A 23,192-nucleotide genomic window follows, 5' to 3' on the forward strand; every position below is an offset into this window, starting at 1 on the left:
TTAAATTTAAGGTCTAGCTTTCTATCTCCTTAATAAATCCTTTATTTTCTGCTGACGCTTTACTTACAAACGGTACTTAATGAGTTAACGGCACAGTGCCAGGGTAAGCGATACGAGAGAGTTTAAAAGTGTGAACGGAGTCACAGTTAGAGCAGGTCGCCATGAATGGCGACCCTACGGGGAGTTGGTTTGTAGGGGCGCCATTTATGGCGACCGGGTCGATATCCGCACTGCACTCAACTCAAATCCACATCGCGGGTGCCGCCCCACCAGGTAAAGGCAAACCCGCCAATCCACGCCACGATCAGCCCGGCGAGATAGACCGTCATACCGGCAAAAATGCCCTGCGATGAGGTCATTAGCGGCAGCGTGACTAAACCTGACGGGCCAAACACGGTGTTCATTCCTACTGGCAATCCCAGCCACGCCACCAGTCCGATAAAGAAGCCGCCCAGCGCGCCGCCAAAACAGGCGGTGATAAAGGGCTTCAGGCGCGGCAGCGTCACGCCATAAATCAGCGGTTCGCCGACACCGAGCAAGCCCGGCACAATGGCGCCTTTGATCTGTTTACGCAGCAGTGAGTCTTTATCCGCTTTGCACCATAACGCCAGCGACGCGCCGACCTGCCCGGCGCCGGCCATCGCCAGAATTGGGAAGAGCGAGTTAAAGCCCTGGGTTTCCATTAGCGCGAAATAGACCGGAATAAAGCCCTGATGAATGCCAAACATCACCGCGATCAAAAACAGTCCGGCCAGAATAGCGCAACCAAACGGATTGTTATTCAGATGAATGAACAACCACGACATGCCTTTAAATAATTCGCCGCCGATTGGCATAATCACCAGGAAAGTCACTGCGCCGGTAATTAATAACGTCAGCAACGATGTCAGGATCATATCGAGATTATCGGGAATCATTTTCCGCAGCTGTTTCTCAACCCAGGCACCAAATATCGCCGCCAGCAGCACGCCAATAATATTGCCGCGCGGATCGATCACCATGCCGAAGAAATCCTGCATCCCGCTGTAATAACCAACCTTCGCGTCAGGGACATAACCGAGCACAAACAGCGCGGCGATAATTGCCCCGTTCACGCCGGTACCGCCAAAGGCTTTCTGCGCGTTGTAGCCGATCAAAATACTCAGGAAGGTGAACAGCCCTTTACCAAACACCTTCATGTACGCCACGGTATCCAGCAGCCAGCGTGCATGATCGCCCGGCTGGTTGAGATGGAAGATCTGCTCAATCAGCGTGGCAAAACCCAGCAGCAAACCGGCACCGATAAAACCCGGGATCAGCGGCGTAAAGATGGTGGCAAAGCAGGAGAGAAAACGGTGCAGCGCGCTGGTCTGCTTCGCCTTCATCTGCTGTTTTTGCGCGCTGGCGATGGCCTGCAGATCGCCCGGCTCCTGCTGATTAAGCAGCGCCTGCATCTTCTCCGCTGCGGTTTGCGCTTTGCCGGGACCGAGCACGATCTGCAGCTGTGCATCGCTGTCAATCACGCCCAGCACGCCCGGCAGTGTTTTGAGTGTGCCGCTATCCACTCGCGTGGCATCGGCAAGCGTCAGACGCAGGCGCGTCATGCAGTTGCCGCACTGCACCACATTATTGGCGCCGCCCACCGCCAGCAAAATGTCGCGTACCAGATCTTCGGTAATGGCCGCCATTATTGCGCTCCTGCGTCACGCAAAGCGTTGCGAATGAAGCCCTGATTCTGACTCAGCAGCGATTTCGCTTCATCGGCCGTTAATCCCGCCAGCACCATTACAATCGCGGTTTTACAATGCCCATTACACGCCGCCAGCGCCTGCTGCGCGGTGGCATCGTCACAGTCAGTGGCTTGTTTGACGATGTTCACCTGGCGCTGCACCAGCTTCTGGTTGGTGGCTTCCACATCGACCATCAGATTGCCGTACACCTTGCCGCTGCGAATCATCGCGCCGGTGGTGAGCATATTCAGCACCAGTTTCTGCGCCGTGCCGGCTTTCATGCGCGAAGAACCGGTGATCACTTCCGGGCCCACCACCGGGGTCAACGCCACATCCGCGGCCTGCGACATTGGGCTGTTGGGATTACAGGTTAACGCTGCGGTAAATGCGGCTTGCTGACGCGCATACGCCAGCGCGCCCAGCACATAGGGCGTGCGGCCGCTGGCGGCAATCCCGACCAGCACATCATTCGCGTTGAACTGGATATCCCGCAGATCCTGCGCGCCCTGCTCCACATTGTCTTCGGCGTTTTCCACCGCCTGCAAAATCGCAGTGTGGCCGCCGGCAATCAGCCCAACAACCTGGCTGCGCGGCGTGCCGAAGGTCGGCGGACATTCGCTGGCATCCAGAATCCCCAAACGACCCGAAGTGCCCGCGCCGCAATAGATCAGGCGACCGCCTTTGCTGAAGGCAGCAGTGATGGCATCCACCACCTGCGCAATCTGAGGCACGATGGCTTCCACCGCCAGCGCCACTTTTTTGTCTTCATCATTGATCACCCGCAGCATCGCTTCGGTGGTCAGCTCATCGATGTTGTGGCTGGCGGGATTACGACCTTCAGTGATCATCTGGCTCAGATCGATCTGCATGAGACACTCCTGTGTGAGAATAATTTATTCGTAAAACTATATATCACACAGAATTGTTAATTCCTCTGCTGCGCGGGATTTTTTTGCTTTTTGCCGCAGCGGACATAAAAAAACCCGCCGAAGCGGGTTTCTGTGCGTAGCGGTCGCCATGAATGGCGAGGTTTTCGTAGGGTGCGCATTCATGCGCACCTGGAAGATTAGCTGGCGCTTTGCGTGCGCAGCTGTTGCTCGTAGGCGGCAGCTTGTTTGGTGTCGAACTGGTCTTCCCAGCGCGCAATCACCAGCACCGCCAGCGCGTTACCGATCACGTTCAACGCGGTACGCGCCATGTCCATGATGCGATCCACACCGGCGATAAATGCCAAACCTTCCAGCGGAATGCCCACGCTGCCCAGCGTTGCCAGCAGCACCACGAAGGAGACGCCCGGCACGCCAGCGATGCCTTTCGAGGTCACCATCAGCGTCAGCACCAGAATGATCTCGTCGGTCAGCGACAGGTCAATGCCATACAGCTGGGCGATAAAGATCGCCGCGATGCTCTGGTACAGCGTTGAACCGTCGAGGTTGAACGAGTAACCGGTCGGCACCACGAAGCTGGTGATGGCTTTCGGCGCACCGTAGGCTTCCATCTTCTGCATAATGCGCGGCAGCACGGTTTCTGAGCTGGAGGTGGAATAGGCCAGAATCAGCTCGTCTTTCAGAATGCGCATCAGCGTGGTAATGCGCAGCTTACAGAAGCGCGCCACCGTGCCGAGCACCACGAAAGCAAAGAACAGAATCGCCACGTACACCAGCAGTACCAGCTTGGCGAGTGGATAGAGCGACGCAAAACCGAAGTTAGCAATGGTGACCGCAATCAGCGCAAACACGCCGACTGGCGCATAACGCATGATCATGTGCGTCACTTTAAACATGGTTTCGGAAATCGAACGGAATACCGTGACCAGCGGATCGCGATGTTCCGATGGCAGCGCCGACAGGCCCATACCAAACAGCACCGAGAAGAAGATAATCGGCAGCATGTCGCCCTTCACCAGCGAGGCGAAGATGTTCTGCGGGATCAGCGACAGAATGGTGGTGACCAGACCGTGCGGTGCGCCCTGAACCGCTTCCGTTGTGGCTTCGTATTTAGAGATGTCCACCGTTGCCAGCGTTGACATATCAATGCCGCTGCCGGGTTGGAATACGTTGGCCAGCGTGATGCCGACCACAATGGCAAGGGTGGTGATCACTTCAAAATAGATAATGGTTTTGACACCAATACGTCCGAGCTTTTTCGCATCACCCACGCCAGCAATGCCGACAATCAGTGAGGAGATAACAATCGGTACCACAATCATCTTGATCAGATGAATAAAGATGTCACCCGCTGGCGTCAGAATGTTAGTGATTAACCATTCACGATCGTCGGGCTGATTATGCAGCACGGTTCCCACAATCACGCCCAGAATCAGCGCGACTAAAATCTGCCATGCAAGGGTGAACTTAAAACCTTTCATAACGCGTTATTTCCTCAGTTAAAAACCCCTTTGCTCTGCTGCGAAGGTGCAGGAGAAATGTCACACAGGGAAGTGAGCAAAAGCCCGATAAAATAGAGGGTTATTTATGACTACGTCGGTTACAGCTGTGCAGGCATTTTGCGCCTGCGGGGTGATGCAGTCTGAGTTGATACCTGCTGAACAGGGCCGAGATAAGTACCATTTTCACTACGGTAAATGCAACCCCCGGCGCGATAGCGCAAATCTTATTCAGGTTAGTAGCATAAAATGCTGACAAAGGTTAACAGTCATAACTCGCTGTTATGAAAAGTGTTAATTCGATAAGTTTCAGCATAGCTATGCAATATTGCGCAAAAAGCGGCCCGGCGCGTTTGCTGATTATTTGCACAGCAGAGGCTGAGATCTCTTAGGCTTAAAGCAGAAGATCGCGCTACTGGCGCGGCGTTTTTACCCGCCGATCGCCGGGGATTTGCTGGTGATAAAAGGTCGTGATCCAGACTACAAAACAGAAACAAAGCCCTGTCGTGGTCTTCAATTAACCATTGATTGACATATGATTAACATCTTCAAGGAGGTCAGCCATGAGCCAAATACACAAGCATCCCGTACCCGCTGCCATTGCAGCGAATGCTCTCATTAATGCCGATCAGTATGCGGCGCTGTATCAACAATCGGTTGACGATCCCGACACCTTTTGGGGTGAGCAAGGCAAAATCCTCGACTGGATTAAGCCTTACAGCAAAGTGAAAAATACCTCCTTTGCCCCCGGCAATATTTCAATTCGCTGGTATGAAGATGGCGCACTGAACCTCGCCGCGAACTGCCTTGATCGCCATCTCGCCACGCGTGGCGACCATCCCGCCATTATCTGGGAAGGCGACGACGCCAGCGAAAGCAAAACCATTACTTTCCGCGAATTGCATGCGGACGTCTGCCGCTTTGCCAATGCGCTCGATAGCCTGGGCGTGAAGAAAGGCGACGTGGTGGCGATTTACATGCCGATGGTGCCTGAAGCCGCCGTTGCCATGCTGGCCTGTGCGCGCATTGGCGCGGTGCATTCGGTGATCTTCGGTGGCTTCTCACCGGAAGCTGTCGCCGGGCGCGTGGTCGATTCCAACGCCAAACTGATCATCACCGCCGATGAAGGCGTGCGCGCCGGACGCAGCATTCCGCTGAAGAAAAACGTCGATGATGCCCTGAACAATCCAAACGTCACCACGGTGAAAAATGTGGTGGTGTTTAAACGCACCGGTAAAGACACCGGCTGGCGCGAAGGCCGCGATCTGTGGTGGCACGATCTGGTGGCGAAGGCCAGCGATCAGCATGAACCGGTTGCCGTCGATGCCGAACATCCGCTGTTTATCCTTTATACCTCCGGTTCCACCGGCAAGCCGAAAGGCGTGCTGCACACCACCGGCGGTTATCTGGTTTATGCCGCCAGCACCTTTAAGTATGTGTTTGATTATCATCCTGATGATGTTTACTGGTGTACCGCCGATGTCGGCTGGATCACCGGCCACAGCTATCTGATTTACGGCCCGCTGGCGTGCGGCGCGACCACGCTGATGTTTGAAGGCGTACCGAACTGGCCAAAACCAAGCCGCATGGCGGAAGTGGTGGATAAACATAAGGTGACGCTGCTGTATACCGCGCCAACCGCGATTCGCGCGCTGATGGCCGAAGGCGATAAAGCGATTGAAGGCACCGATCGCAGCAGCCTGCGCATCATGGGTTCGGTGGGTGAACCGATCAACCCGGAAGCCTGGGAGTGGTATTACAAAAAGATTGGCGACAGTCGTTGCCCGATCGTCGATACCTGGTGGCAAACCGAAACCGGCGGCTTCATGATCACGCCGCTGCCGGGCGCGACCGAACTGAAAGCCGGTTCCGCTACTAAACCGTTCTTCGGTGTGCAGCCAGCGCTGGTGGATAACGAAGGCAATCCGCTCGAGGGTGCCACCGAAGGAAACCTGGTGATTGTCGATTCCTGGCCAGGCCAGGCGCGTACGCTGTATGGCGACCACGATCGTTTCGAACAGACCTACTTCTCCACCTTCAAAAATCGCTACTTCAGCGGTGACGGCGCGCGCCGTGATGAAGAGGGTTATTACTGGATCACCGGCCGCGTCGATGACGTGCTCAACGTCTCCGGCCACCGTCTCGGCACCGCCGAGATTGAATCGGCGCTGGTGTCGCATCCGAAGATTGCCGAAGCCGCGGTGGTGGGCATTCCGCACAGCATCAAAGGCCAGGCGATCTACGCTTATATCACGCTCAACCACGGCGAAGAGCCGTCGCCAGAGCTGTATACCGAAGTGCGTAACTGGGTGCGTAAAGAGATTGGCCCGATTGCTACGCCTGATGTGCTGCACTGGACCGACTCGCTGCCAAAAACCCGCTCCGGCAAGATTATGCGCCGCATTCTGCGCAAAATCGCCGCGGGCGATACCAGCAATCTCGGCGATACCTCTACGCTGGCCGATCCGGGCGTGGTAGAGAAATTGCTGGAGGAAAAACAGTCCATCTCAATGCCGTAAGCGGCTTCTGTTGTAAGGGCGGCCATTTGGCCGCCCTTATATGCCACGTAGTTCTGAGTTCGCACAACTTATAAAACTAGAATATTCAGCCAGTTAAATCATTTAATCGTGAGTATGCTGGCCGCCTTGCCTCTGGAGAAAATGTGATGAACGAAACCCCTGAACAGGAAGCAGTCTGGCAACAAGTCGAGAATAATCCGCGCTTTCATGAACTGGTGCGCAAGCGCCAGGCGTTTGCGCTGCTGCTCAGCGTGATCATGCTGGTGCTCTATATCGGCTTTATTTTGTTGATCGCCTTTGCGCCCGCCTGGCTCGGCACACCGCTGCACGCGGGCACTAACGTCACGCGCGGCATTCCGATTGGTGTCGGTTTAATCGTGATGTCATTCGTGCTGACCGGCGTCTACGTGTGGCGCGCCAACGGCGAGTTTGATCGTCTGACCAAACAGATCCTGAGCGAGGTGAAATCATGAAGCGCCTGCTTTCGATGTTTTTAGCCATCGTGCCCGCCAGCGTGTTTGCCGCTGATGCCATTACCGGCGCAGTGCAACGGCAAGCCACCAACTATGAAGCGATTATCATGTTCGTGGTGTTTGTCGCGGCGACGCTCGGCATCACCTATTGGGCCTCGAAACGCACCCGTTCGCGCAGCGATTACTACACCGCAGGCGGCAACATCACCGGTTTCCAGAATGGCCTCGCCATCGCCGGTGACTTTATGTCTGCCGCCTCCTTCCTCGGTATTTCTGCTCTGGTTTACACCTCCGGTTACGACGGGTTGATCTACTCGCTCGGCTTCCTCGTCGGCTGGCCGATGATCCTGTTTTTGATTGCCGAACGTCTGCGTAACCTCGGACGCTATACCTTCGCCGATGTCGCCTCCTATCGCCTCGCGCAGAAACCGATTCGAACGCTGTCGGCCTGCGGCTCGCTGGTGGTGGTGGCGCTTTATCTCATCGCGCAGATGGTGGGTGCCGGTAAGCTGATCCAGCTGCTGTTCGGCCTCGATTACCATATCGCGGTGGTGATGGTCGGCATTCTGATGGTGCTGTACGTGCTGTTTGGCGGCATGCTGGCGACCACCTGGGTGCAGATCATCAAAGCGGTGCTGCTGCTGTTTGGTGCCAGCTTTATGGCGATTATGGTGATGAAAGCCACCGGCTTCAGTTTTAACACGCTGTTCACCGAAGCGATGGCGGTGCACCCGAAAGGCGCGGCGATTATGCAACCGGGCGGGCTGGTGAAAGATCCGATCTCGGCGCTGTCGCTGGGGCTAGGTTTGATGTTCGGTACCGCCGGTTTGCCGCATATTCTGATGCGCTTCTTCACCGTGGCCGATGCGCGTGAAGCGCGTAAAAGCGTGTTCTGGGCCACCGGCTTTATGGGCTACTTCTACTTCCTGACCTTTATCATCGGCTTCGGCGCGATTTTGCTGGTGGGATCGAATCCGGCCTTTAAAGACGCCAGCGGCGCGCTGCTCGGCGGCACCAACATGGCAGCGGTGCATCTGGCGAACGCGGTCGGCGGCAGCCTGTTCCTCGGCTTTATCTCGGCCGTGGCCTTCGCCACCATTCTGGCGGTGGTCGCAGGTCTGACACTGGCGGGGGCCTCGGCGGTTTCACACGATCTCTATGCCAGCGTGATCCGCGAAGGTAAGGCGACGGAACGCGATGAGTTGCGCATCTCGAAGATCACCGTGCTGGTGTTAGGTGTGGTGGCGATTGCGCTGGGGATTTTGTTTGAGAAACAGAATATTGCCTTTATGGTCGGCCTGGCGTTCTCAATTGCCGCCAGCTGTAACTTCCCGATTATTTTGCTGTCGATGTACTGGTCGAAACTCACCACGCGCGGCGCGATGGTGGGCGGTTGGCTGGGACTCATTACTGCGGTACTGCTGATGATTCTTGGCCCAACGATTTGGGTTCAGGTGCTCGGGCATGAGAAACCGATCTATCCGTATGAGTATCCGGCGCTGTTCTCAATGCTGGCGGCGTTTATCGGTATCTGGCTGTTCTCGATTACCGACCATTCTGCTCGCGGTGCGCAGGAACGTGCCCGCTTCCGTGGGCAGTTTATTCGCTCACAGACGGGGATTGGGATTTCGCAGGGTAAGTCGCATTAATTCCGTGCTGGCTTCCCCTCACCCTAACCCTCTCCCATAAATGGGAGAGGGAACAGACCGGCGCGATTTTCTCCTTCTCCCGCTTGCGGGAGAAGGCCGGGATGAGGGGCAGACCGCACCCAAACAAAAATGGCGACCCATTGGGCCGCCATTTTTCATTCTAATTTAAACAATTAGAAACGCAGTGACGCGCCAACATACGGGCCGTCGACCAGTACGTTATCTTTGCGGCTGCCTTTGTTGTTCAGCTCGATGTACTGATAACCCACACGCAGGTTCAGCAGCGAAATCGGCGTAAAGCTCAGGCCGCCTGAGGCTTCCTGATAGCTATCCAGACGATCGGAGAAAGCTTCTGGCGCATAGTAATATTCGCCGTACAGGCCCCACATGCTGTTGAAGCTGTACTGCGCTGCGCCACCGACTGCCACGGTGAAGCCATCACGACCATCTTCCGGATGGGTGAACAGCGCTTTCGCGGTCGGTGCGATGCGGAAATCGCCCACGTCGATGTTATAGCCGAGGCCCGCACCGTAAGTGCTGCCATCGTGATCGCTGCGCAGCCAGTTGCCTTTCAGGAACAGGCCTGGTGAAGTGGTGCCGAGGCCAAGGTTCAGGTTGGTGCTATGCTCACCCACGTCAACACTGCCCTCAATTGCCTGTGCGCCGCTGCTCAGCAGTGCCAGACCCAATACGCTTCCAGTAACAAGTTGCTTTAACATGTGATTCCACTCCATGAAGGACAATTAATTCGGCGGCAAGGGTACCAGCCTGGTGACGAGAGACAACATTATTTGGAAAGCTTTACGTAAAAATGGATTACCGCGGAGAAAAAAGTGGCCCCGCAAGGCCACTTTTCAGACTAGAAACGCCAGGCTGCGCCCATAAACAATCCATCGATCAAACGCTGGTCATTTTCACCATATTTTCCATCACTCGACAGGTAACGATAACCCGAACTGAGCGTTAGCCAGTTAGCTGGTTGGTAATAGATACCTACCTCTAACTGATGCAGATGGTGCAGATGATAGGTCGCAAAGTCTGGCGCCATGCTGTAATCGAGATACAGCCAGGTTTGACCCGCTTTGGGTAACGGGGCCATCAAGCGAATGCCCGCATTCGCGCCCTGACTTTTGGATTTATCGTTATCGAGATCAGCCCAGAAAAGCCCTACACGTGGCGCCACATGCAGTGCTCCGAGCGTAAAGCCATAACCCAAATTGGCTTCCACCAGTTGCGTTTGATGTTCGCCCTTCACATATTCTGCGCCGTATTGTAGGCCTGCCGCGTTTTTTTCACTATTAATCGCTGCAGCAAAAAAATCGCTGCTCCCTTTGATGCCGGTTTCAGTCGCGCCGATTCCGGTAGAGGCCAGCATCAGGCCCAATGCTAAAAAGTGCTGTTTCATTGTCGCTTCCTTGTTATTTGCGCAGGCAAACACTACGCAAAGCGACAAAATACGAATACGAGTCCTGACTCAAAAACGCACGATTACGTGGCCCACAGTAAGTGGCTTAACAGCGGCGCGAGAATCACCGTCACCACGCCAGACAGCATCATCACCAGGCTGGATACCACGCCTTCCTGCTGGCCGAGTTGATACGCGCGCGCGGTGCCTGCGCCGTGCGATGCCGCACCAAAACCCGCGCCTTTGGCCACGCCCTGCTTGATGGCGAGACGCAGAAACAGCACGTCTCCTACCGCCATGCCGAACACGCCGGTGATCACCACAAACAGCGCCACCAGATCCGGCTGGCCACCAATCGGTTGAGCGGCTGCAAGCGCAAACGGTGTGGTAATCGAGCGTACCGCCAGGCTGCGCTGGATGGTTTCTGGCAGCGTCAGCAAGCGCGCCAGCCACACCGAACTGCATACCGCCACCAGCGTGGCCGTCAGCACGCCTACGCTCAGCGACAGCCAGTGTCGCTTGATGATGTCGAGGTTCTCATACACCGGCACGGCAAATGCCAGCGTCGCCGGGCCAAGCAGCCAAATCAGCCAGTGGCTTTCAGCGATGTAATTTTTCCAGCTAACGTGAGTGAGCAGCAACAGCGCCACCAGCACCAGCGGCGTCAATACCAGCGGCATCAACAGCAGCGTGCGCCAGCGGCGATAAAGAATTTTGTTGAGGTAGTAGACCAGCAGCGTGAACGCCAGACACAGCAGACTAATCAGCAGATCATTCATGATGCGCCTGCTTGCGTGCGGCGCGCGCCAGTTCGAAGCGATACAAACGATCGACCACCAGTGAAGTCGAAGCCAGCACCAGCAAGGTACTGACGCCAATCACCACGCAGATGCGCCAGCCTTCGCTGCGCAGCAAATCGCTGTAGTTCACCACCGCCACCACTGCCGGAATAAAGAACAGCAGCATTTCCGCCAGCAGCCAGTTGGCGCCGGCTTTCACCCAGCGCAGCGGCACGATGCGCGTCATGATCAACACCAGCAGCAGCACCATGCCCACCACGTTGGCGGGCAGCGGCAGATGCAGCCAGCTCACCAGCCTGTCGCTGAAAATAAACAAACCGACATACAGCACCAGCTGCAGCGGAACAAACGTACGTTGCAGGAGATCCGTTCTGCGCGGGCTTAATGCCATCATAGCCTTGCACCCTGATGAAGAATTGAGGTGCCCAGTATAAATCCGCCGCAAACTGTGAAAGAAATGAATTAAAATTATTCAAACTATGCCAAAAAGGAATGTTTATGGATGTGCGCGCCCTGCGCTACTTCACTGAAGTGGTGCGCCAGCAAAGCTTCACCCGCGCCGCTGAGAAGCTGTTCGTGACACAGCCTACTATCAGCAAAATGCTGCGCCAGCTGGAAGAGGAGCTCGGCTGCACCTTGCTGCTGCGTGAAGGCCGCAAACTGCATCTTACCGATAGCGGTCAGGCGGTTTATCAGCGCGGATTGGTGATTCTGCAGGAGTTCCACCAGCTTGAAGCGCAGTTAGGCGACATCAACCAGCTGAAAACCGGCGAGCTGCGGCTGGGTATTCCGCCGATGGTCGGCATGCAGATGGCCGGATCGATTTCCGCCTTTCGCCGCCGTTATCCCGGCGTACAGCTGAAAATATCAGAGTTCGGCGGACTGACGGCGCAGCAAGCGGTGCTGAGTGGCGCGCTGGATATCGCTCTCACCGCGCTACCGATTGAGTCAGAACTGCCGCTCAATACGCTGGAGCTGATGCACCATCCGCTGTGCGTGCTGCTGCCGCGCAGCGAAAAATGGCGCGATCACCATAAAGTCGGATTGGCAGAGTTAGCCGAACATCCGCTGCTGATCCTCAATGAAGAGTTCGCGCTGAATCGCCAGATCCGCAAAGCGTTTCAACGCCAGAACCTGACGCCGACAATTGCGTTGCGCAGCGCGCAGTGGGATTTCCTTGCCGCGATGGTACAGGCGGGCATGGGATTGGCGATTCTGCCGGAGCCCATTTGTCAGCGGCTGGATAAGCAGTCGCTGCTGTGGCTGCCCCTGGAATCGGAGCTGCAGTGGAGCTTAGGGCTGATTTGGCGGGAAGGCAGTTATTTGTCGCGCAGCGCGGAGGCGTGGATTGAATGTTGCCGTGAACACTGGCCGGATAGTGCGCCGCGGTTGTCGGTGTAAAAACAACCGCAGCACATTAGCGTAGCGGCGCAATGTTTTGCGCCGCTACCGATGAACAATATGGCTTACTGCTATTCCTCTTTCTCAATCAGCAACGCTTCCAGCAGATCAAGATCGTGCAGCAGTTTCTGCATTGTCTCGTTGGAGATCTCCTGCGTGGCGCGCAGATGATAGACCTCGGCGCGCTCGGCGCGCAGCGCATTGAGGCGGAAACGACGCTCAAGATTTTCGGCAAATTGCGCCTGCTCGATATCGTTTTTCCCCTCCGCACGACGACGCAGATTACCAATCACGCGCAGGCTGACCTCTTTCAGCAGCTCAGGATCGATGTTCTCTTCGGTATCGCTCTCAAGACGCTGCTCCATTTTATGCAGGCTCTCAATCGCCACACCCGCCATCGCGGCACGCGCAAACTGAATCTCACGACGATGGCCGACCTTATCGATGCTTTCTACGTCGCGCAGCAGAATCGGCAGCAGCACCACGCCAACTAGCAGCGACACCAGAATCACGCCGGTAGCGATGAACACCAACTCATAGCGCGCCGGGAACGGATCGCCGTTGCTCAGGAACAGCGGAATCGACAGCACACCGGCCAACGTAATGGCACCGCGCACGCCGGCAAAAGAGGCAATCAGCAATTCACGCAGCGAGTAATTGGTAAACTCTAGCGGCTTCTTCTTCAGCAGACGCATGCTGGTGCGCTTCATGATCCACAACCAACCGAAACGCACCACCATCAGCGCGGCGTACACCAACAGAACGTCGGTAAACAGCATCCACAGTTCCACGTTAGGATCGGCTTGCGCCTGCGCAATCGAGGTGGAAAGGATGTCGGGCAGCTGCAGGCCGAGCATCAGGAACACCATGCCGTTGAACACGAATTCCAGCATCTGCCACACGCTGTTCGCACGCAGACGCATCGCCAGCGGTGCCTGGCGGATAATGCCGGAACGCGTAATGGTCATACCGGCGGCGACGGCGGCGAGAATGCCCGACACGCCAAGGTGTTCCGCAATCAGGTACGAGGCGAACGGTAACAGCAGCAGCAGCACGGTCTGTGTTGCCGGGTCATCCCCGCTCCAGCGGCTCAGCAGACGCAGCGAGCGGCCATACAGCCAGCATATCGCCACACCGGCGACCAAACCGCCGACCGCCACTTTGAGAAACTCAACGCTGGCGCCGCCCCACGTAAACACCATGGTGCCCATCGCCACCGCGACAGCAAACTTCAGCGATACCAGGCCCGATGCGTCGTTCATTAGGGCTTCACCCTGCACAATCGACATGATTTTTTTCGGGATGCGCCCTTCACCGACGATGCCGGACAGCGCCACGGCATCGGTTGGCGAGAGTACCGCCGCCAGCGCAAAGGCGGGAATCAACGGAATCCCCGGCACCAGCCAGTAAATCAGGTAGCCAATCCCGACTACGGTGATCAGCACCAGAACCAGCGCCAGCCCCATGATTTCGCGACCGTGATGGAGGAACTCGTTGATCGGCGTTTTCCAGCCATCCGCAAACAGCAGCGGCGGAATGAACAGCACGAGGAACAGTTCCGGATCAAAATCGACATGCAGGCCGAAGACGGGAAATGCGAGTAAAGCACCGGCGGCAATTTGCACCAGCGGCAGGGGAATTTGAAACGGCAGAATACGTGCCGCCACGCTGGAGAGTGAAACCACCAGCGTCATGATGAGAATAGTAAAGAAGATTTCCATGCTTTCCTTAGGCGAATCAATTTCATTAAAGCGATGTTGTTGCGTGGGAAAGTGTAAAACAAAACGCCGCACAGCGGAGCAACCCGATGTGCGGCGTGATGCAGAAAGCGAATAATCCTGGAATTATTCAACTTTCAGGTCAGATGGCCCAGCCACCGGCATAGAACGCGACCAGCGCGACAGCAATCACCACGGTGCCCACGTTCAGCTTGCGCCACTCACCGGCAAACAGGCGTCCAATCACCAGTGAAGCGAAGCCGAGCATGATGCCGGTGACGATGTTGCAGGTCAGCACGATGAACACGGCGGTCAACAAGCCGGACATCGCATCAACGAAATCGTTGAAGTCGATTTTTGCCACGTTGCTCAGCATCAGTAAGCCAACGTACATCAGCGCCGGCGCGGTCGCGTAAGCCGGAACCAGATAGGCCAGCGGCGACATAAACAGAATCACCAGGAACAGCAAACCGACCACAATCGCCGTCAGACCGGTTTTTCCGCCCGCCGCCGTGCCCGCCGCCGATTCGATATAGACCGCAGCCGGCGAAGCGCCGACTAAACCGGCAAACAGGCTGCTGACGGAATCGGTGGTTAACGCACGACCGCCGTTAATGATCTGCCCCTCTTTATCCAGCAGATTCGCCTGCCCTGCTACCGCGCGGATGGTGCCGGTGGCATCAAAGACCGCGGTCATCACCAGCGCCAGCACGCTTGGCAGCACCACCGGTTGCAGCGCGCCCATGATATCGAGGCTAAACATCGCTGATTGCCCGTTGGCATCCTTCAGGCTCGGCATCGCGAACAGACCTTGATAGGTCACTGCCGGATCGAAAATCAGGCCGAGAATCGAGATGGCGATGATGGTCAGCAGAATGCCGCCCGGCACGCGGCGTTTTTCCAGACCAAAAATCGCCGCCAGTCCCACCAGCGACATGATCACCGGGAACGAAGCGAACTGACCCAACGCCACTGGTAAGCCCGGAGCCGGATTTTTCACCACTAAACCAATGCCGTCAGCGGCGATCAGCAGCAGGAACAGGCCAATACCTACGCCGGTTCCGTGCGCCACGCCCATCGGTAAGTTCCGCAGAATCCATGCGCGGATGCCGGTGACCGAAATCAACGTGAACAGCAAGCCCATCAGGAACACCGCACCAAGCGCCACCGGCACGCTGATGTGCTGGCCGAGCACCAGACTGAAGGCGGTGAAGGCGGTCAGCGAGATGGCGCACCCAATCGCCATTGGCAGATTGGCCCACAAACCCATGATGATCGAACCAAAACTGGCGACCAGACAGGTGGCAACGAACACCGCCGTTGGCGAGAAGCCCGCTTTGCCCAGCATGCCGGGCACCACGATGACGGAATACACCATCGCCAGAAACGTTGTCAGACCCGCCAATACTTCCTGACGCACGCTGCTGCCGCGTGCAGAGATATTGAACCAGGCGTCCAGTTTTCCACTGGCCGGGCGCGATTCGCCAGACATAATTCTTCCTCAATATTTTTGTGATGTGAGTCGCCGCGCGGCGCACGTTTGCCGTTCGCTGATGGCGGATTTTCATGATGAAAATCCAGGCAAACGTTTACGTCGCCGCTTATTCCATGCCGTAAAGGGGGACGCGGAAAAAAAGGCAAACGATTATCTGGCGTTTGCCCTGGGGTTTTCAACTCTTAATCACGGGTATGACAGGATAAATCCAGGCAACTCACCCCGCAGGGCCACCAATTATGGCGACCTGGCTGAACTTAGCGGCTTAACTCAATCGCGCCGCCCTGCCGGATCGCGCGTTGCCAGGCCGCGCGCTGCTGCATGGTTTCCAGCCAGCGGGCGGTGGCGGGCGTATCGCGTAACGAGCCACGCAACTGCAGCGCCAGCAGCGGAAAGCTCATCTGCACATCGGCGATGCTAAAACGTGAACCGGCAAAAAATGCATGCTGCGTGAGATGCTCTTCGATTACGCGGCCGTGCAAAGCCAGCTGCTTGTTCAGCCAGGCTTTCTGAATCCCTTTGCTCAGTGCGATGCCGGCCGGGCGCAGCAGCCACGGCACCGGCTTCTTGCCCAACTGCGCAAACACCAGTTTCATCACCAGCAGCGGCATCAGCGAACCTTCGGCATAGTGCAGCCAGTAGCGCGCCTGAATCTGCTCATCTTCATGACTCAACGCCAGCTGATGTTCGCTGTCGTACTTCAGTTGCAGGTATTCGAGAATCGCGCCTGACTCGGCAATCACGCGATTGCCGTCGGTAATCACCGGGGATTTGCCCAGCGGATGCACTTTCTTTAAGGAATCGGGTGCCAGCAGGCTGTTTTCACGCTGATAGCGTTTGATTTGGTAAGGCACCGCAAGCTCTTCCAGAAGCCATAACACGCGATGCGAGCGGGAGTTTTCCAGATGGTGAACGGTGATCATACGGTTTCCTTGCCGGTAAAAGTGTTCCGCCAAGTATAGTCGATCAGCGTTTTTGCTCGTCCTGTTCCGGATCGAGTAGTACCGCGCCCGAACCTTGCTCGGCCAGCCGGTCACCGGGGTTGCGCAGCGGGCAATCGCGCATCGATAAACAGCCGCAGCCAATGCAGCCATCAAGATCGTTACGCAAGCGCGTGAGGGTTTCGATGCGTTTATCCAGCTCCTCGCGCCAGTGTTGCGTCAGCGCGTCCCACTCCTGCGTCGACATCCGTTTATTAGCCGGCACATGCGTCAGGCTGTCGCTCACCGTCGCCAGCGGAATGCCGATGCGTTGCGCAATTTTGATGATGGCAACGCGACGCAGCACGTCGCGGCTGTAGCGACGTTGATTGCCGCCGTTGCGCGAGCTGAAGATCAATCCCTTGGTCTCATAGAAGTGCAGCGCCGACACCGCCACGCCGCTGCGCTTCGCCACTTCGCCCGGCGTCAAAACCGGCTTCGGGTAATTGCGTTCTTTTTTCATTTAGGGCCTTTACCTCAAGTTAACTTGAGGAATTATACTCGCACCCCAGCAAAACTTCGAATTTCTCACCAGGCAAAAAACATCAGAAGGATGAGGCTATGATGCAACAGGAAATCATTCATTCGCTGTCCAACTGGATCGATCAGAATCTGGATAAAGCGCTGTCTATTGATGAAGTCGCGGCAAAATCAGGTTACTCAAAATGGCATCTGCAGCGTATGTTCCGTGCCGTCACGAAACAAACGCTGGGTGGCTATATTCGCGAACGTCGTCTGACGCTGGCCGCGGAAGCGCTGCGTCAAACCCAGCGTCCGGTGTTCGATATCGCGATGCAATACGGTTACGATTCGCAGCAGACCTTCTCGCGCGTGTTCCGCCGTCAGTTCTCGCAAACGCCAACCGCTTATCGTCATACCATGCGTCGTCAGGCGATGATTCAGCGTCCGCGCTTGCTCAGTTTTGACTGTGCAGACAACAACATGACCAGTTTTGCCCAGCGTACAACCGGCGAGTGCTGCCCGGTTAGCTAACCTTTTCTGCGCGCCCTTTGCGGGCGCACCTTCCTTTTTCCCGCCAGCCTTCAATCCCTTTCGATAAAAATCTTTCTACCTGACCCGGTATAAATTTTGTTCAAAATTTAAAATCGAGTGATATAATGTGAGCCAAGTCACACTTTCCTGTATTCAGTAAGACGGCCAGAAGGACTTCCCTGACCTTCCTTCTCAGCCGCCAGTGATGTCGATTGAATGTCGGGGATATCACTGATTCTAAGAGGTTTTTGCAGATGGCCACCCTAACCACCAGTTTGATTGTAATGCGCTGGGAACTCCTGAGTGCGGTAATGATGTTTTTCGCCAGCACCATGAAAATTCGACTGCGTCAGAACAGTCACCACGTGATGGCGCTGCTGTGCGGTGGCATCGGCGTTGGCATGTCATGCTGGTTTGTTACTGGCCTACTCGGTATCACGCTGAGCATGGAGAATCTGCATAACTTTATGGAAATCTCCAAAAACGCCTTTATCGAAGTGATGAGCCAGACGCCAACCGATTGGCCAATGCCTTAATCGCCGCCAATAAAAAACCCCGCCGAAGCGGGGTTTTTTATTTTGCTGTGTGATTCTAAATTTTCTTCAATACGGCCGGAATGGTCACTTCCGCCACCGTGATGCCCGGTATCTTCGTACCGCGGCGATCCTGAATCCACATATCACCCATCATCTGATTTAACCCGCGATCCAAACCGGTCACCAAACCGGCGCCCGGCGTGAAGGTTAATTCGCCGAAGTAGATCTGCTCGTTATCGATGTACCAATCCACGCGCACATAATCGAAATCGCTCGCCAGCTTTTTACTCAACGCCAACGCGTGCTGCAACGAGGCCATTTGCGGCGTCACGTCCAGGCCGGTATCACGAATTTTGTGATACGCCTCGTTGAGGTTGTTGACGTAGAAGTTCATCGACAACAGCGGATTGCAGCGGTTGTAGATCACCTGCAGCACATACTCAAAGCTACCGTCGCGCTTGTTGAACATATGGAACTTGTAGTCAATCGGTGCCGATTTACCATCGCCAATGTACTGCTCCACCAGAATGCGTGGCTTGATGTAGCGATAGTGAATCTCGCGCGCTTCGTTGGCGAAATCGGTCTTCAGCCAGCGATGGCAATCGTTGATAATCTGCTGCTTCTTCAACGCATCCGGCTCTTCCAGCAGGATCTCCACCATGTTGGAGGCGTGATTCGGCTTGATAACGGTATTTTTCCAGCTCGGCAGCGTGTGCAATGAGCTGGGATCGCTGGTCTCGTAAACCAGCGGGATCAGGTATTCGCTGCCCACTTTCTCGGCGATATATTCACGCACCGAATATTTGTCCGACAGACGACCATAAATCTGATAATCGCCATGGATGAATTTGCGATACAGCACCTTCTCGTTAAACACTTTCGGCTCGCGCAGATTAGGCAATTTGCGGAACTTGTGAAAATAGTAGATACGATCCTGGTATGCCCAGGGCATCTTCTTGATGAAGTACTGAACGCTTCTTCTGAGTTCATCTTTCAACTTGAGCATATCTGACCTCATTTGTAGGTTTTGTAGTTGAGTGAGGAAACCTGGATTTTTTGGATGACGCCGTTTTTGAAGAAGTAATTCATTACGGTAAGAGACAGCAATTCTGAGATGAAAACGCTCCATGCGGCACCCATGATGCCGTAGCTCTGGATCAGCCACCACGACAGCGGCAAGCTGATGACCATCAGGCAAACGATTTTCTTCAACAGATAATTAAACCCGCCTTCTTTGACCATGTAGCGATACGCTACGGTCCCCATCGCCGAAAAGCAGGTTGCTAACGACAACAACGTAATGAGACTTCCTGACTGTGTGTACTCGTGACCATATAAAGCGATGATGATTTTTTCGCCGTACATCGCGATCACCGCTAACAACAACAATGAAACACCCATGACATAACCATTAAGCCGTGCTGTCAGCTTGATGGCGGTTTCTCCACGCTCACGGAAGATTTCCGAAAAGCAGGAAGTGATGATGGCGACCGGGATAAAAATCCAGGAGGCCGAAATGGTATTGGCGGCGGCAAACAGCCCGAGATCGCGCGCCGAGGCGATGCCCGCCAGGAACATCTGTGCCGCTTTCACCTGCACCGAGATAAAGATGCTGGAGATGGCCAGCGGTAATCCGGCATACAGCAAATAGCGCAGATAGGTGTTGCGCTTATCCTGCGGCGGCGCCACGTCCTGATTTTCGCGGTAAAAGTTAAAACGCTTAATCACATACGGCACCAGCGTGACGGCGACAATCGATACGGTCAGCCACAGCGGATTGAGGTGCAGCCAGGCAATGGTGAAACTTAAGCTGAAGCCCAGCAGCAAACCGACAGAGTTGGCGAGGGTGTTCAGTCGCGAGGCTAAGCGCGCATTGTTGTAGACGCTGAAGGTGTCCTGCGTTACGAAAACCGAAGAGATAAACGAGGCCAGTGCAAAAGCGAGGAAGTTTTCCTGCATGTTGTACCAGACCCAAATCAAGACGGGCAGCGATGTGAGCAACAGCAAAACCATGCGCATGTTGCGCGCTACGGTCATCAGGCGCAGCCCTTTCGGCGCACTCTTACTGATACGTTTAAACAGAATGGTTTCCGTACCGAAAATCGCCACGGTCTGCACCATGGAAAACAGCGAGGTCGAAAACGCCATTTGGCCAAAGATGGTTGGACCAAAGGATTTTGCCACGTAGGAGGTCACAAATATGACGCCGAACACGGAGACGATCTTTTCAGACATCATCCAGGCGGCATTAGACATTACGCTCAATTTCATTGACTGATCCTTAGTATTACGAACTACAACAACTTTCGGTACAACGTCCTTGAAATGAATTAACAAGCGCTCAGTGGGCCTGACTTAAATTATTAACTTCAAACCAAACTGGTCCGAAAAATGAGACTCGCGTCAGCAATTAGGAATTATATTCAGGAAAATTCCGATTATATCCGGTGCGAAACTCGGTGGATGTAAACGATTTCAGCTTAAATTCTAAGCAAAGGTTTACTGGCACACCCTGACATTTCTGCAAGTGGTTTATGCCGATTTTCCAATGAATGTAGTATTTTTCTGCATTTGGGATGGAGAGAATTTATATCAAAAACCTAAAGCCAGGAAGGCGTTCAATGCCATTCGGAATAAAATAAGATTTATCCCATGATGATATTTCTTCTAAATATCTTAATTTAACCCTCGCAATTCAAATCGCGCACTTTAATACTGAATTAATAGTGTTTTTGCAGTGCCAGATATTAATACAGTAATTCTCATCCACTAATTGATAAGAAAGGTAATAGCATTTATGAGAAAGTCACGATATAGCGAAGAGCAAATCACAAATGCCATTAAAGCTTCTGAAACGGGAGTGAAAGTCAGGGAGATTTGTGAGGAGCTTGGCATTTCCGAGGCCACTTTCTATAGCTGGAAGAAGAAGTTTTCTGGGCTCTCTTCCGAGGAAGGTCGCAAAATCAAGGAGTTGGAAGATCAGCTTCTTAACCTCACGCGTGAACTGCAATCTCTGAGTTCCGATAAAGAGATGCTGCAAAGCGTATTGAAAAACTTCTTTACCACGAATGAAAAGCGTCAGGCGGTTAACTTTCTGCAAACGACATTCGACATAGGTACCCGTCGTAGCTGTCGTTTACTGGATATTAGCCGTAGCGTTTATCATTATCCTGCAGGTACAGATAATCGCTAACACCATTAAGGCCGATGTTATTTGACTTAATGCTGAGATTTGTTCTTACCAGAAGATATGAAGATCATTTAATACGGCGTTCACAACATAACAATTCGCTCCAATTTTTCCTGATGAATACCATCGCGGAATTGCTTCCTTTTTTGCGGTAAAATAGATTCACATCAGCAAAAGTCTCTCTATTCAAGCCATTCAAACGAAGTCCAATCTCATTTCGGTGAGATTGGCGCTTCAATTATTACTTTACCAACATTAATCATCAGCCCTGAATGCAGACAATTCTGTTAAGCATTAATGAACAACGTCGTGTAACCGCTCACACATAACCTCTGTTTTTAACTGGATCTATTCTGAGATTCATTGGTCAGCTGGTTGACGCGCGTAGACCATAATTCCCTATCCTGTTGCCAGGAATAATCCTGATAAGAAAGGTTATCTACCCTAAACAATAACAGCCAAAAAGCAGGAGATAAGTTAAATTCCTGCACCCTATTCATTGTTACGCTTAATGGTTTTTTGCCAACGGTTAATGGAATCTTTCTTAACATCGCCCGATTCCCTTAAGCAAAAAGTGGCTTTCGAGTGCCAATCTTCAGTGCCAAACGGCAATAAACGGTAGGTTAGATGCATGTTTTTCCGCCTTAACGCGCCGCTTTTTTCCGCTTTAGGGCCTGCGATAGCCAGGAAGATCGGAGATTAGTGAAGGTTTAAGGAGGCTTATTACCCTTAAACGCTCAGGCACCGGACGTAACGGTATGACTTGTTATGACAAATCAGGGCTAAAAAGGCGGCTGAAATTAGCCGAAATGTTATATCGACGGCAAGGCGAGCGTAGGAATGGGCCTTGAGGCGTGTGATAGGGGTTGGTCAAATTCTTAAAATACAGCGTAGTACGCTGCCGAAATGATTATTCAGCAGCGCTATTTTGATGATTTATACCGCAGTGATGTGCGGCTGGGGTTTAATACGCATTGCGTAGATGACGCCAATAATCAGACAACCAATGCCGACAGCGGTTAACAGCGGCGGCCAACTTTGTCGCCACAGGAATGTCCACAGCAAACCGGCTAAGGTTTCGAACACAATCAGCGGCCCCATGATCACCGTCGGCACGCGTTGGCTGGCCGCATTCCAGCACAGTGTGCCCAGCCATGAGCAAATCAGCCCGATACCTAACATCAATAATAGAAAGCGTTGCGGCTGCGGCCCGAAGGGCAGCGCAAACGCAGGTTGCTGCCAGTGGAGTTGCACGCAGACTAATAGATAGAACACCAACGCCTGCGGCAGCGTCACCAAACCTTGCGCCGTCGCCCAGCTGGATGGCTTGTGCTGGGGATGCGCGCGTAACCATAAACCATTACGCAGCGGATACCATGTCCAGCATGCCACCGCCAGAATCGCTAACCCTAAACCGGTGAGATAGCGCGACCAATCAAAATCGGGACCTTGCGTCTGGAGTTCGGCGGCATTCACGCAAGCCAGGCCGGCAGCAATAATCAGCAACGCCGGCGTCAGCTTGCGCCACGGCAAGCGCCCTTCAAGATGGCCATAACAGAGATTGGCCGTCACGGTAATCACCACCGGCAAGGTGCCGATAATCATGGTGGAGATGGGCGCGCCGGTACGTTGAATCGCGCTGGCGAGAAACGCGTAATAGAGCAAATTGCCAATCAGCGACAGCTTCAGCGCTTCAATCCAGTCTTTGCGCGCCAGCTGACGCAAACGACGGCGATCCAGCCAGGCGAGCGGCAACACCACCAAACCAAAGGCGACGTAGCGTCCGGCCGATTGTAAGGTGCCGGGATAATCCGGTATCAGCAGCGGGCCCACAAAGATCAATCCCCACATCAGTCCCGCCGCCAGCGCAAACAGTATTCCAGCAAACATAAACTCTTCCTTTATATGCATTCCGCTGCAGTGTGACGCAGGCGCAGG

Annotated in this window: 21 protein-coding genes; 7 read left to right on the plus strand and 14 right to left on the minus strand. The window is 54.3% G+C overall.

Going from position 1 to position 23,192, the window contains the following annotated elements; genetic code table 11:
- Positions 1–236: 236 nt before the first annotated feature.
- The 3 genes from murP to gltP form a co-directional block, all read right to left on the minus strand.
- A complete protein-coding gene (murP, locus tag K5Y30_RS13110; protein WP_222211690.1) occupies positions 237–1,667 on the minus strand; it encodes a PTS N-acetylmuramic acid transporter subunit IIBC in 1,431 nt (476 codons plus the stop codon).
- Positions 1,667–2,578, minus strand: coding sequence for an N-acetylmuramic acid 6-phosphate etherase (murQ, locus tag K5Y30_RS13115; RefSeq protein ID WP_222211692.1), 912 nt, complete (start codon positions 2,576–2,578; stop codon positions 1,667–1,669). Before murQ ends, murP begins: the two co-directional genes overlap by 1 nt.
- Before the next feature lie 197 nt (positions 2,579–2,775).
- Positions 2,776–4,077 carry a glutamate/aspartate:proton symporter GltP gene (gene gltP / locus K5Y30_RS13120; protein ID WP_007888562.1) on the minus strand — a complete coding sequence of 434 codons (1,302 nt, stop codon included), beginning with the start codon at positions 4,075–4,077 and terminating at the stop codon, positions 2,776–2,778.
- 581 nt (positions 4,078–4,658) lie between these two features.
- Here gltP and acs point away from each other — a divergent pair.
- From acs to actP, 3 genes are all read left to right on the plus strand, one after another.
- Positions 4,659–6,614, plus strand: a complete 1,956-nt coding sequence (gene acs / locus K5Y30_RS13125) for an acetate--CoA ligase (protein WP_222211694.1) — start codon at positions 4,659–4,661, stop codon at positions 6,612–6,614.
- Positions 6,615–6,760: 146 nt separating this feature from the next.
- A complete protein-coding gene (locus K5Y30_RS13130) occupies positions 6,761–7,087 on the plus strand; it encodes a DUF485 domain-containing protein (RefSeq protein ID WP_222211696.1) in 327 nt (108 codons plus the stop codon).
- Positions 7,084–8,736: a cation/acetate symporter ActP gene (gene actP, locus K5Y30_RS13135; RefSeq protein ID WP_222211698.1), complete on the plus strand. Its 1,653-nt coding sequence runs from the start codon at positions 7,084–7,086 to the stop codon at positions 8,734–8,736. Before K5Y30_RS13130 ends, actP begins: the two co-directional genes overlap by 4 nt.
- Positions 8,737–8,909: 173 nt before the next feature.
- On the opposite strand, the gene K5Y30_RS13140 is transcribed toward actP, so the two are convergent.
- The 4 genes from K5Y30_RS13140 to K5Y30_RS13155 all read right to left on the minus strand — a co-directional run bounded on the left by K5Y30_RS13140 (position 8,910) and on the right by K5Y30_RS13155 (position 11,335).
- On the minus strand, positions 8,910–9,455 hold the full coding sequence (locus K5Y30_RS13140; protein ID WP_008109987.1) for a YfaZ family outer membrane protein: 546 nt from the start codon (positions 9,453–9,455) through the stop codon (positions 8,910–8,912).
- Between the two features lie 140 nt (positions 9,456–9,595).
- The gene (locus K5Y30_RS13145) at positions 9,596–10,141 is read right to left on the minus strand and encodes a YfaZ family outer membrane protein (RefSeq protein WP_222211700.1); all 546 of its coding nucleotides are present in this window, start codon (positions 10,139–10,141) and stop codon (positions 9,596–9,598) included.
- 83 nt (positions 10,142–10,224) lie between these two features.
- A complete protein-coding gene (locus tag K5Y30_RS13150; RefSeq protein ID WP_222184979.1) occupies positions 10,225–10,920 on the minus strand; it encodes an LrgB family protein in 696 nt (231 codons plus the stop codon).
- Positions 10,913–11,335, minus strand: coding sequence for a CidA/LrgA family protein (locus tag K5Y30_RS13155; protein ID WP_008109984.1), 423 nt, complete (start codon positions 11,333–11,335; stop codon positions 10,913–10,915). The genes K5Y30_RS13150 and K5Y30_RS13155 overlap by 8 nt, the downstream gene beginning before the upstream one ends.
- A gap of 104 nt (positions 11,336–11,439) precedes the next feature.
- Between K5Y30_RS13155 and K5Y30_RS13160 the strand changes: the two genes are divergently transcribed.
- Complete coding sequence (locus tag K5Y30_RS13160) at positions 11,440–12,342, plus strand: LysR family transcriptional regulator (RefSeq protein WP_222211702.1); 903 nt, start codon at positions 11,440–11,442, stop codon at positions 12,340–12,342.
- A 71-nt stretch (positions 12,343–12,413) separates the two neighbouring features.
- Here K5Y30_RS13160 and K5Y30_RS13165 read toward each other — a convergent pair whose 3' ends face one another.
- The 4 genes from K5Y30_RS13165 to soxR form a co-directional block, all read right to left on the minus strand.
- Positions 12,414–14,063, minus strand: coding sequence for a Na+/H+ antiporter (locus K5Y30_RS13165; RefSeq protein ID WP_101763047.1), 1,650 nt, complete (start codon positions 14,061–14,063; stop codon positions 12,414–12,416).
- A gap of 139 nt (positions 14,064–14,202) precedes the next feature.
- The gene (locus K5Y30_RS13170) at positions 14,203–15,552 is read right to left on the minus strand and encodes an NCS2 family permease (RefSeq protein WP_101763048.1); all 1,350 of its coding nucleotides are present in this window, start codon (positions 15,550–15,552) and stop codon (positions 14,203–14,205) included.
- Positions 15,553–15,812: 260 nt separating this feature from the next.
- The gene (locus K5Y30_RS13175) at positions 15,813–16,478 is read right to left on the minus strand and encodes a glutathione S-transferase family protein (protein ID WP_222211704.1); all 666 of its coding nucleotides are present in this window, start codon (positions 16,476–16,478) and stop codon (positions 15,813–15,815) included.
- A gap of 43 nt (positions 16,479–16,521) precedes the next feature.
- Complete coding sequence (gene soxR / locus K5Y30_RS13180; RefSeq protein WP_064737890.1) at positions 16,522–16,998, minus strand: redox-sensitive transcriptional activator SoxR; 477 nt, start codon at positions 16,996–16,998, stop codon at positions 16,522–16,524.
- Positions 16,999–17,096: 98 nt separating this feature from the next.
- On the opposite strand from soxR, the gene soxS reads away from it, so the two are divergent.
- On the plus strand, positions 17,097–17,528 hold the full coding sequence (gene soxS, locus K5Y30_RS13185) for a superoxide response transcriptional regulator SoxS (protein WP_036649992.1): 432 nt from the start codon (positions 17,097–17,099) through the stop codon (positions 17,526–17,528).
- Positions 17,529–17,782: 254 nt separating this feature from the next.
- A complete protein-coding gene (locus tag K5Y30_RS13190) occupies positions 17,783–18,064 on the plus strand; it encodes a YjcB family protein (protein WP_008109973.1) in 282 nt (93 codons plus the stop codon).
- 55 nt (positions 18,065–18,119) lie between these two features.
- On the opposite strand, the gene K5Y30_RS13195 is transcribed toward K5Y30_RS13190, so the two are convergent.
- Together K5Y30_RS13195 and K5Y30_RS13200 are read right to left on the minus strand one after the other, a co-directional pair.
- Positions 18,120–19,070, minus strand: a complete 951-nt coding sequence (locus K5Y30_RS13195; protein ID WP_101763051.1) for an ATP-grasp fold amidoligase family protein — start codon at positions 19,068–19,070, stop codon at positions 18,120–18,122.
- An 8-nt stretch (positions 19,071–19,078) separates the two neighbouring features.
- Positions 19,079–20,335, minus strand: coding sequence for a polysaccharide biosynthesis C-terminal domain-containing protein (locus K5Y30_RS13200; protein WP_222184973.1), 1,257 nt, complete (start codon positions 20,333–20,335; stop codon positions 19,079–19,081).
- 526 nt (positions 20,336–20,861) lie between these two features.
- Here K5Y30_RS13200 and K5Y30_RS13205 point away from each other — a divergent pair.
- Positions 20,862–21,257 (plus strand): IS3 family transposase, encoded by a 396-nt coding sequence (locus K5Y30_RS13205; protein WP_008109970.1) that lies wholly within the window; start codon positions 20,862–20,864, stop codon positions 21,255–21,257.
- A gap of 933 nt (positions 21,258–22,190) precedes the next feature.
- Here K5Y30_RS13205 and K5Y30_RS13210 read toward each other — a convergent pair.
- The gene (locus tag K5Y30_RS13210) at positions 22,191–23,144 is read right to left on the minus strand and encodes a DMT family transporter (RefSeq protein ID WP_176970078.1); all 954 of its coding nucleotides are present in this window, start codon (positions 23,142–23,144) and stop codon (positions 22,191–22,193) included.
- Between the last annotated feature and the right edge of the window lie 48 nt (positions 23,145–23,192).

It is taken from the genome of Pantoea sp. DY-5, assembly GCF_019795955.1.
GTDB classification, from domain to species: Bacteria; Pseudomonadota; Gammaproteobacteria; order Enterobacterales; family Enterobacteriaceae; genus Pantoea; species Pantoea leporis.